We start from the raw sequence: 10,443 nt of genomic DNA on the forward strand, positions 1-10,443 counted from the left end.
AGGTTAACTGACTGCCACAGTGTTAAAAATTAACAAATTTGTGATCTCACCAACCTATCGCACCAATATGGTGCGATAGGTTGGTGAACTATTTAGCTATTCCACTTCAAACTTGTGCATAATCAGCTCTATCACCCAACCAACGTTCAATTAGTGGTCTAATATATTCAGGATGGGAGCGTATTAATAATAAAGCCAATTGTTGGACTTGCGGTATAAGTCCTTGATCTCTTAATAAGTCAGCAATTTTCATATCGGCGATCCCAGTTTGTTTTGTACCTAACACTTCGCCTGGTCCACGAATCGCCAAATCTTGCTCTGCAATATAAAAACCATCATTACTTTCTCGCAGTACATTTAAACGTTTTAAAGCCGTTTTTGATAAAGGATATTTATACAATAAAACACAATGGCTTGCGACTTCGCCACGGCCAACACGACCACGTAATTGGTGCAGCTGTGCTAATCCTAAACGCTCTGGATTTTCGATAATCATTAAGCTCGCATTAGGCACATCAACACCTACTTCAATCACAGTCGTTGCAACAAGTAGATCTAACTCTCCGGCTTTAAAAGCATCCATCACATATTGTTTTTCAAGCGCTTTCATTCGCCCGTGCACCAAGCCAATACGTAAATCAGTTAATGCTAACTGTAAATCATTAGCCGTATCTTCAGCGGCCTGACACTCTAAAACTTCTGACTCCTCAATTAATGTACAAACCCAATAGGCTTGACGCCCCTCTGTTTTACAAGCTTGGTAAACGCGTTGAATAACTTGATCACGGCGAGAATCTGCTAATGCCACCGTTTTAATCGCAGTTCTTCCCGGTGGTAACTCATCAATAACTGAAACACTTAAATCTGCATAAGCCGTCATCGCAAGCGTCCGCGGGATCGGCGTTGCAGTCATAGTCAGCTGATGCGGTACTAAACCATTATTCACACCTTTTTCTCGTAATGATAAACGTTGATGTACACCAAAACGATGTTGCTCATCAACAATCACTAGTGCTAAGTTATGAAAAACAACATTTTCAGAAAATAGCGCATGTGTCCCTACCACCATTTTTGACAATCCGAGGGTAATATTTTCCGTCTGGTCTCGCTTTTCCTTCACTTTCATTTTTCCGGACAACATACCAACTCGAATACCGAGAGGTTCAAACCATCCCTTAAAATTTAATAAATGTTGTTCAGCAAGTAGTTCAGTAGGTGCCATTAGTGCAACTTGATACCCAGCTTCAATCGCTGTTAATGCAGCTAATGCGGCGACTAATGTTTTACCTGAACCTACGTCTCCCTGCACTAAACGCATCATTGGTAGGTTTTGAATTAAATCCTGTTGTATTTCATGGTTAACTCTTTGCTGTGCACCAGTAGGGGAAAAAGGTAGATTATTTAATAATTTTTTACTCAGCTCACCATTACCTTTAAGCGCTGGAGACAGGTGTTTCTGCGACTGTTCACGCAACACTAACATACTGATTTGTTGTGCTAACAACTCTTCTATAATTAATCTCTGTTGGGCTGGGTGAGTACGATCTTCTAACTGTTCAATACTGGCCGTTGGCGGAGGTCGATGAACTGTCATCAATGCATCAAATAAGCTAATAGGATGCGATAATAATGCTGTGGGAATTAATTCTTGTACTTGATTTTGTTGCAGGTGTTGTAAGGCTTGATCAGTTAATTGACGTAAGCTATTTTGTTTCAAACCTTCCGTTGTGGGGTAAATAGGTGTTAATGCTTCTTCTACTGATATAACTTGGTTTTCACCCACTAAAGAATAATCAGGATGAGTCACCTCTAAACCTTGGAAACCGCGTTTAAACTCTCCAAAACACTTAATCCACTGGCCTTCTCTAAAACTGTTTTTTTGTGCCGCATTGAAGTGAAAAAAGTTTAAGGTAGCCACCCCATCACCATCGCTAATTTTACACTTTAAGATACGCCGTTTACCAAATTGTACTTGGCAGCTAACGACTTCACCTTGCACACTGACCTGCATACCGTCTTTGATCGCATTAATGGGATAGATTCGCGTGCGATCTTGATAATGTAATGGTAAATGGAAAAGCATATCTTCCACTGAACTTAAGCCTAATTTGCTTAACCTCTCAGCAACTTTCGCTCCCACCCCCTTTAACGCAGATAGAGGTATTTTGTTTAAATTCATGGTTTATCCCAGCCACTGATTGATGTTATGTTTTATGAACAAGCTTCCAATAATTCATACATATTGCTATACCAAAAGTAGTTTATGCGTAAACTAGCACTTATTATTATTATATTGTTAAGGTTATTTGTTATGCGTTACATCTATTTGGTTTTGGTTTTTTTTAGTTCGATAGCTTTTTCGGAAACCAGCGCTATCGATGAACGTATCAAGGATGAAGCTAAAAGCGAACAATTTAATTTTTCAATTATACCGCATAAACCAAACTATATAATGCCGATTTATTTTAATGAAAAAATTGCAGACTATGCTATTTATCAAGGTAGCGATGGAAAAAGCAGTTCACAACGCACTGAAATAAAGTTTCAAATTAGCCTTAAAGTACCACTATTTCAAAAAATCGGTAACTTGCCTATCTCTGGTTATGTTGCTTATACGCAGCTTTCTTATTGGCAAGCCTATAACACAGAGTACTCATCGCCATTTCGTGAGACAAATTATGAGCCAGAAGCTTTTATATTGTGGGAGACGGATCAAGAATTAGGTTTAGGTTGGCGCTTTAAAGCGGCACAATTTGGATTTACACACCAATCTAATGGCCGTACAGAGCCTACCTCTCGTAGTTGGAACCGTCTCGATGGTAGCTTACTGTTTGATAAAGGCAACTTAGTTATCTCCATTAACCCTTGGTATCGGTTTGAAGATGCCGACGATGATAACCCGGATTTATTGGATTTTTATGGGCATGGACAAATCATTACCGCTTATAAGTACAATGACCATGTCTATTCATTAACCAGTCGTAATAATATTGAAAGTGGTTTCAGTAAAGGAGCAGTGACAGCCTCTTGGAGTTTCCCTATTTACGGTAAAATAAAAGGCTATGTACAAGTTTTTTCTGGTTATGGCAACAGCCTAGTGGAGTATAACGAATACACTAATACGGTAGGCCTAGGTATTTCAATTTCTGACTTTCTTTAACCTTAATTGGTATTGCAGCTGGTATCGTTACTAATAGCAGCTAGACTCTCAGAAATTTGCTTTATTAATAGTTGTTTTTTAGCTTTTAATGGTGGCTGCTCACTATTATTAGAGTCTAACCACTGTGGATGTTGCCGAGCACTCTTAAGCCATTGATTCCACGCCTTAGGTAAGGTTGTTTTTTCTGAGTTTATCTGCGCTAGAGATAGTTTAGTCACACTCGCATGCCCTCGTTGCTGCAAGGCAATAAGTAAGCTCAATTGACGAGCCCATAAAATATGTAACGTCAAATCATCTGCACACAGATAACGATGCCCTTTGACCTTGGCATGTATCTCATCATAATAACGCTGTTTAACCCCCCATAATACGCCCATCACGCCGCCAGCAACCGCTGCCGCACCTAATGTTAGCCCTGCAGCAACCAAGTCAACAGCAACACCAATACCAGCCCCTTTTACAAAGTTACTGGTTACCTTGATACCAAACTCTTGTAGGTTATCAGAGGAAAAAAGATCTAACTCCCATTGGCCTTGTTGAATAGGTAAATCATATTGGTCGATATCCTGTTGCTTAAATTGATATAACGCAAGCAATTGATTTAAAGCACTTGTTTCTAAATCACGGATTGTAACCTGCAGTTGATTACTGATTTTAGCGATACTCTGTTCATTATTATCAGCTTTAAATCGACACGCTGCAGCTTCTACCAGTAACCTAGCAATTAGTTGTTGCGCGGCTTTTTCTCGCTGCTGCCATTGTACTTTTCTTTGCTCTATCAATGCTTCAAGTTGCTGCTCTCTGTGTGCTAAAAGTGTTTGCATCTTCTGATAAATTTTCAGTTCATCGGAAAACCTAAACACAACGCTATCAAAGCTAACATGAGCATGCAGATTCAAACGCGCTAGTTGCGTTTGCCAATTACGCATATTATCGCTACCAGCTTCAATAAAATTAAGCACTGGAATAATGGGTTTAGCCGCATAGCTGAGAATTTTTAATTCATCTCGGTACTTACCTAAAATAGGCTCTCTGATATCGATAACATAGAAGATAATATCATTGCTTAATAACGCTTTAAGGACCTTCAATTCTTGGCTTAATTCAGGATAGCTATTTTCATTTTTAATAAAAGATAACAGCCGGTCAATACCATCATCATGCTCTGAAATCGATTGCTCATCAATAACACTTAATAAATGAATGGAATCTTCTAAGCCAGGCGTATCATAAATAACTAAATTATGATTATCATCAACACGAATTTCAGCTCCTTCAACATGTCGAGTTGTGCCTGCTTTATCGGCAATTTCACCAAAACTAGCATCTCGTAGTAGAGTACGAATTAAGGAGGTTTTACCTGTATTGGCGTGACCAACAACAGCGACGGACAACAGTTCCTTATCCATTTTCCAACTCCTGATGTGTGTTAGGGGGAGTCATCTTTTGACCCAGGTACGTTATGTATTGTGAGGAGATATTCACTTTAGCAGCGATCTCAATCCAATCTTCTAAACGACTCGCTATTTTTGCTTTGTTCACGGGGTGATCGGCCAATAAAAGTAAATACAGCTGCACATTGCTTTTATACTGGCATTTTTTAGCAAAGCTTAACCAACCGCGATCTGGCACACGCTTAACATCCACATACAAAATAACATGCTCTGCTGCCGATGACTTCAATGCAGAGAGTGCCGCTTGTTGACTGATATTATCTAACACATTGATTAAGTCGACTGAGTAATGTTTCAATACATGTTTATCAGCTTGTTGAAGATTACGTTGATTGAGTTCAATAGCAATCGGATAAGCGTTTTTCGGCATCACTAATGACTGATTATACTGACTAGACTCTTTGTTTTGGTGGTTGTTAGCATTGCCTTGATGCAGGTCAGCATCACTAATAAAACTGGCTTTTCCAATGGGATGCAAAATATTTTTTAGTTGAATGTAGTAGGCATCTGAAAGATCTAATTGGAAGTTTTTTTTCTTCTGTTTAATGCTTTGATAAAACACTAACATCAAAATAATTCTAGGTAACAAAGCGTAAACGATTAAACTAAATATTAATAGGTTAGACCAGCTAATCCGGATTTCTTGTGCTACTTGTAAAGGGTTAACAGTGCCAATACTAGCATGGCTCACATCACTTGGCGTAGGCACGTTAATGGCTAAAAGATTAGGTAAATAAGTTAACCATTGGGTTAGTTTTAAAAAAGTATCTTCACTTAAAATAGTAGTTTGCCAAATAAAGTCTACCTGATGCGTTGCTAACACTAAAAATAATGACAAGGTTGCACCGAGTAAATAACTACTCCACCATAAATGGCTAATCAATGACAATTGTACTCGTCCCATGTAAGCACCAAACTTATGTTCAAAATAAAATTGGAACAGGTCAATATAATGGATATGTTTAGTGGTCACTTTATGCTGTAATTTATCCACCAAAGTCAGCATCGATAAGATCAAATTAGCTAACCAAGGCAGACTCAATGCGTGGCGCTTAAAATACACAATCCCCCAAATAATTAAAGACATAATATTAGGCGCAATAAACAACACAATGGCCCAAAAGAAGTTAATTTGAGTGCTCGACTCATTGACTAAAAACTGCGAAACACTACTTGCACCGACTATCAAAAAAAACACACACATTAATCCAATAGAAAACGTAAGTAGTTGTTGTAGATGTTGTAGTACGGGGCTAGCTTGGTAACGTAATTCTGCAAGTTGGGTACGCTTAGATAAAGCATCATTAAGGTTTAAAGTACTATAATCTGCATTAAAACGATTAGATGGAGATGATTTTTCAATGATACGAATGCCCTCCGTTAACAAACGGTTTTGGTATAGGTCCATTAAGTACTCCCTTTAATTATTTACGACCACGGATAGCATTCCACCAATCTTCTGATGCGTCAATCTGTCCTTGCTCATCAAGTGGTGGATAAGGCAGACTTTTCTCGCGACATAACTGTCGATAAATAGGATGACCACCTTCAAATAAGATGCGGTGTTGTTCTTCCTTAGGTAAACGACAGGTTTGCCCATATAAACCCGCGATTTCTCGTTGCCGTTGCGCTTCGTACATGATCAATGCAGAAGCCACAGAGACATTCAAAGACTGACACATACCAACCATTGGAATAATCACATCTTGGTCTGCTAAAGCTAAGGCTTCTTCGCTAATACCATACTTCTCCTGACCCATTATAATGGCTGTCGGTTTGGTATAGTCAACTTCACGAAAGTCTATAGCGGTAGCAGATAAGTTAGTAGCAATAATTTGCATCCCCTGTTCACGCATCACAGCAATCGCATCCTGTGTTGTTTCATGTGAATGAACATTAACCCATTTTTGGCTACCAGAAGCAACGTTACGGGAAATTCGAGTACTATCGATATCCCAAGTTGCATGCACATTATTAATTCCCATCGCATCAGCAGTGCGCACTATCGCAGCTAAATTATGTTGCATATGAACCTGCTCCATAAAAACGGTTAAATCAGGCTGCCGACGGTTTAGCATGGTCGTTATTCGGGTAAAACGTTCGGGGGTCATATACTCTCACACAGGGAAATTATAAAAGAGAGTATTATACAGAATTATTGACGGAGGCTAAAGGTGTGTCAAAAAAGCAGACTGTTTTCTGACACAAGGTTTAATAAGTATGATTATAAAGAGATATAATTATTGCGAGCATATTGTGGACGAGCTGCTTTTAATACTTCAGCTTCCGCTTCAGTTAATTTTCCAGTGGGTAACCCAATCACCTTATGGGTCAGTTGTTCACGTGCATCAATCGCAATAGAAAGCTTAATAATTCGACTACTGCCTTTGATCTCTTGAGTTTCAAATGCAGGAGCAAGCACTCCAGAAGCCAATAAATTACTCACAGCCGGTTCAGTTAGCGGTAATGCCAACACGGTTTTACGTTGAATAATGAATTCACGCAGTAATGCTTTCTCTTCAAAGTCTAATTGACGGATCATTTTATTACGACGCGCTAATAAATGCTGTCTTTCATAATATTCGGTTAAACGACTAAATGAAGAAGTCAATACACGCGTCAATAAATACGAACCTGTTAACAATGCCAGTATCCATAAATATGGGGCATAAGTATTAGGTAAAAGATCTGAATTATTCAGAGAAAATAAAGAACTAGGCATAACCAGTAATACGGCACAACTAAAACACATCCACATCATAGTCGTGGTAATACCTTGCTGTTCTGTCAAACGTTGAAATAATCTTTTCATAGTTAGCTCCTGCCAATAATTTGTCGTACAACGCTATAAAAGCAGGATCTATGCCAGTATTAAAGGACAAGAAGACCAATATTGAAAATAGCATAAAATGTACGCCTTTAAGCATCACGTTCACTTCATTGTAAAACTTATAAATTTTTGTATCTGAATGAAAACGAGTATAGAAAATGATAATTTCAATGTAGATCTGACATAATAAGAGTTGAATCTGTTAAAGAGTGACGCCATTATTGATATTACTCACCGGACAATAACAAAACCCTATAGGCTAAATAATGAATTTTAGAGATCTTGAGTACTTAATTGCTTTAGAGGAATTAAAACATTTTCGTAAAGCAGCTGATAAATGTTTTGTTAGCCAGCCAACGCTGAGTGGTCAAATAAAAAAGTTAGAAGAAGAATTGAATGTGCAACTGATGGAGCGTTCTTCACGTAAGGTTATCTTCACTCCCGCTGGTAACGACATTGTTGCAAAAGCAAAAACCATACTATTAGAAGCTAAGTCGCTTAAAGAAATTGCAAAAAGCCATAACGAACCAATGCGTGGCACATTGCATATTGGGCTTATTCCGACCGTGGCACCATATTTATTACCACTTATCATTCCGGTTATGAAAGAAACCTTTCCTGACTTGGAGTTGTATTTACATGAGAATCAAACGGAAGTACTACTCAAACAGTTAGAAGAAGGTGAACTAGATTGTTTAATGCTCGCATTGTTACCAGGTATGGAACATTTTAATCAGTTAAATTTATATGATGAACCACTTGAATTAGCATTATCAGATAAACATGCTTGGTCAAATAATCGTGTAATCAATTTACAAGAGCTAAGTGGAGAGCATGTATTAATGCTTGCTGATGGACACTGTTTGAGAGACCAAGCAATGGGGTTCTGTTTTGCAGCGGGTGCCATTGAAGATAATAGCTTTAAAGCAACCAGCTTAGAAACGCTACGGCATATGATCAGCGCCGAAAATGGCTTAACCTTGTTACCACAATTAGCGATACCATTAAACCGATATCAATCAGGCGTAAAATACATTCCTTTTGAAGCGCCAATACCAATGCGAACTATTACGCTGTTAAGTCGTAAAAATAGTGCACGTCAGGCTTGTTTTGATCAGCTAGCGGTGTTAATCAACAAAGCGGTACAAACTAAGTTAGATGAGTATTAGCAGGCGGTGATTATGATAAGAAGATGTTAGTAGTGATGTGAGCTAAAATTTTATGGAATTATTTGAGCACATGAGGTTAGTGATAATTGACCTCAACTAGATTGATTTTTAGCATTGTAAGCAATGCATTTTAGCCAAAATTAAGAGACAAAAAAGCCGAACTTGCGTTCGGCTTTTTTCATGCAACTATAAAGAAACTTACGCTTCTTCGTCCGCTACAACTGGACGGTCTACAAACTGGATGTAAGCCATTGGAGCTTTATCGCCAGTACGGAAACCACATTTAATGATACTAGTGTATCCACCAGGACGAGTCGCATAGCGAGGACCTAGTTCATTAAATAATTTTGCCACTACTGCATCATCACGAAGACGAGCAAAAGCTAGACGACGGTTAGCAACACTATCCGTTTTAGCTAGTGTAATTAATGGCTCAATTACACGACGCAATTCTTTTGCTTTAGGCACGGTAGTTTTAATAACTTCGTGCGTAGCAATCGAGATTGCCATATTACGAAACATAGCCTGACGGTGGCTGCTGTTTCGGTTAAGTTGACGTCCACTTTGACGATGGCGCATAACCTAATCCTTATTATTCGTAAATCGGTTTTAGACTAATCTTCAATTAAACTTGCTGGTGGCCAGTTTTCTAGGCGCATACCTAGTGACAGTCCACGTGAAGCAAGTACATCTTTGATTTCAGTTAGAGACTTCTTACCTAAGTTAGGTGTTTTAAGAAGCTCAACTTCAGTACGTTGTACTAGATCACCGATATAGTGAATCGACTCTGCTTTCAAACAATTAGCAGAACGAACAGTTAGTTCTAAATCATCTACTGGGCGTAAAAGAATTGGATCAAACTCAGGTTTTGCATCAACAACAGGTACTTCATAAGTAGTGCGTAAATCAACAAATGCGTCTAATTGCTCAGCTAAAATTGTAGCTGCGCGACGAATTGCTTCTTCAGGCTCTAAAGTACCATCTGTTTCCATATCGATAACAAGTTTGTCTAGATCGGTGCGTTGTTCAACACGAGCTGATTCAACACTGTAAGCAATACGCTCAACAGGACTGAAAGTCGCATCTACTAATAGACGACCAATTGGACGCTCATCTTCTTCGCTATGAATACGTGATGAAGCTGGAACATAACCGCGACCTGATTCAATTTTAATACGCATGCTGATTTCAGCATTGCCCGTTAAATTACAGATCACATGTTCTGGGTTGACTATCTCTACATCACCATCATGAATGATGTCGCCTGCAGTAACAGGACCAGCGCCAGATTTAGTTAAACTAACTAAAACTTCATTTTTACCTTCAAGCTTAACAGCTAGACCTTTAAGGTTAAGAAGGATCTCTAGGATATCTTCTTGCACGCCTTCTTTGGTGCTGTACTCATGTTGTACACCATCAATCTCGACTTCTGTTACCGCCGTTCCCGGCATAGATGATAACAAAATACGACGAAGAGCATTACCCAAAGTGTGGCCAAAACCACGTTCTAGTGGTTCAAGAACCACCTTAGCTCTAGTTGTTGAAATTTGTTCGATATCAACTAATCTTGGTTTTAGAAAATCAATTACAGAACCCTGCATTTGTGCCCTCTCTTAACAGTTAACTTTACTTAGAGTAAAGTTCGATGATTAACTGTTCGTTAATCTCAGCAGATAAATCTGAACGTTCAGGTTGACGTTTGAACTCGCCTTCCATCTTCGTTGTATCAACTTCAACCCAAGCAAGGGCTTCACGTTGACCAGCGATTTCTAATGCAGCGCCAATACGTGATTGCTTTTTAGCTTTTTCACGAATTGCGATAACATCGCT

General features: G+C 38.8%; 9 protein-coding genes and 1 pseudogene. 2 read left to right on the plus strand and 8 right to left on the minus strand.

From position 1 onward, the window contains the following. Positions 1-106: 106 nt before the first annotated feature. Entirely contained in the window at positions 107-2,179 is a 2,073-nt protein-coding gene (gene recG, locus H5084_RS01300) for an ATP-dependent DNA helicase RecG (RefSeq protein WP_182689289.1), read from the minus strand. A gap of 132 nt (positions 2,180-2,311) precedes the next feature. Here recG and H5084_RS01305 point away from each other — a divergent pair, with 132 nt between their 5' ends. Beyond that, positions 2,312-3,160, plus strand: coding sequence for a phospholipase A (locus H5084_RS01305; protein WP_028869281.1), 849 nt, complete (start codon positions 2,312-2,314; stop codon positions 3,158-3,160). A gap of 2 nt (positions 3,161-3,162) precedes the next feature. Here the strand turns inward: H5084_RS01305 and H5084_RS01310 are convergent, their stop codons facing one another. The 4 genes from H5084_RS01310 to H5084_RS01325 form a co-directional block, all read right to left on the minus strand. Continuing rightward, entirely contained in the window at positions 3,163-4,569 is a 1,407-nt protein-coding gene (locus tag H5084_RS01310) for a GTPase/DUF3482 domain-containing protein (protein ID WP_182689290.1), read from the minus strand. Further along, entirely contained in the window at positions 4,562-6,022 is a 1,461-nt protein-coding gene (locus tag H5084_RS01315) for a DUF2868 domain-containing protein (RefSeq protein ID WP_182689291.1), read from the minus strand. The genes H5084_RS01310 and H5084_RS01315 overlap by 8 nt, the downstream gene beginning before the upstream one ends. Before the next feature lie 16 nt (positions 6,023-6,038). Further along, the gene (trmH, locus tag H5084_RS01320) at positions 6,039-6,725 is read right to left on the minus strand and encodes a tRNA (guanosine(18)-2'-O)-methyltransferase TrmH (RefSeq protein WP_182689292.1); all 687 of its coding nucleotides are present in this window, start codon (positions 6,723-6,725) and stop codon (positions 6,039-6,041) included. A gap of 113 nt (positions 6,726-6,838) precedes the next feature. Then, positions 6,839-7,426 (minus strand): superinfection exclusion B family protein, encoded by a 588-nt coding sequence (locus H5084_RS01325; protein ID WP_028869285.1) that lies wholly within the window; start codon positions 7,424-7,426, stop codon positions 6,839-6,841. Positions 7,427-7,710: 284 nt separating this feature from the next. Here H5084_RS01325 and oxyR point away from each other — a divergent pair, with 284 nt between their 5' ends. After that, positions 7,711-8,613, plus strand: coding sequence for a DNA-binding transcriptional regulator OxyR (gene oxyR, locus H5084_RS01330; protein ID WP_182689293.1), 903 nt, complete (start codon positions 7,711-7,713; stop codon positions 8,611-8,613). 198 nt (positions 8,614-8,811) lie between these two features. On the opposite strand, the gene rplQ is transcribed toward oxyR, so the two are convergent. The 3 genes and pseudogenes from rplQ to rpsD form a co-directional block, all read right to left on the minus strand. After that, complete coding sequence (gene rplQ, locus H5084_RS01335) at positions 8,812-9,192, minus strand: 50S ribosomal protein L17 (protein WP_028869287.1); 381 nt, start codon at positions 9,190-9,192, stop codon at positions 8,812-8,814. Between the two features lie 35 nt (positions 9,193-9,227). Next, positions 9,228-10,214, minus strand: coding sequence for a DNA-directed RNA polymerase subunit alpha (locus H5084_RS01340; protein WP_025565960.1), 987 nt, complete (start codon positions 10,212-10,214; stop codon positions 9,228-9,230). A gap of 25 nt (positions 10,215-10,239) precedes the next feature. Then, a pseudogene (gene rpsD, locus H5084_RS01345) lies at positions 10,240-10,443 on the minus strand (30S ribosomal protein S4); the annotation flags it as partial.

It is taken from the genome of Psychromonas sp. SR45-3 (assembly GCF_014163575.1).
GTDB lineage: Bacteria > Pseudomonadota > Gammaproteobacteria > Enterobacterales > Psychromonadaceae > Psychromonas > Psychromonas arctica.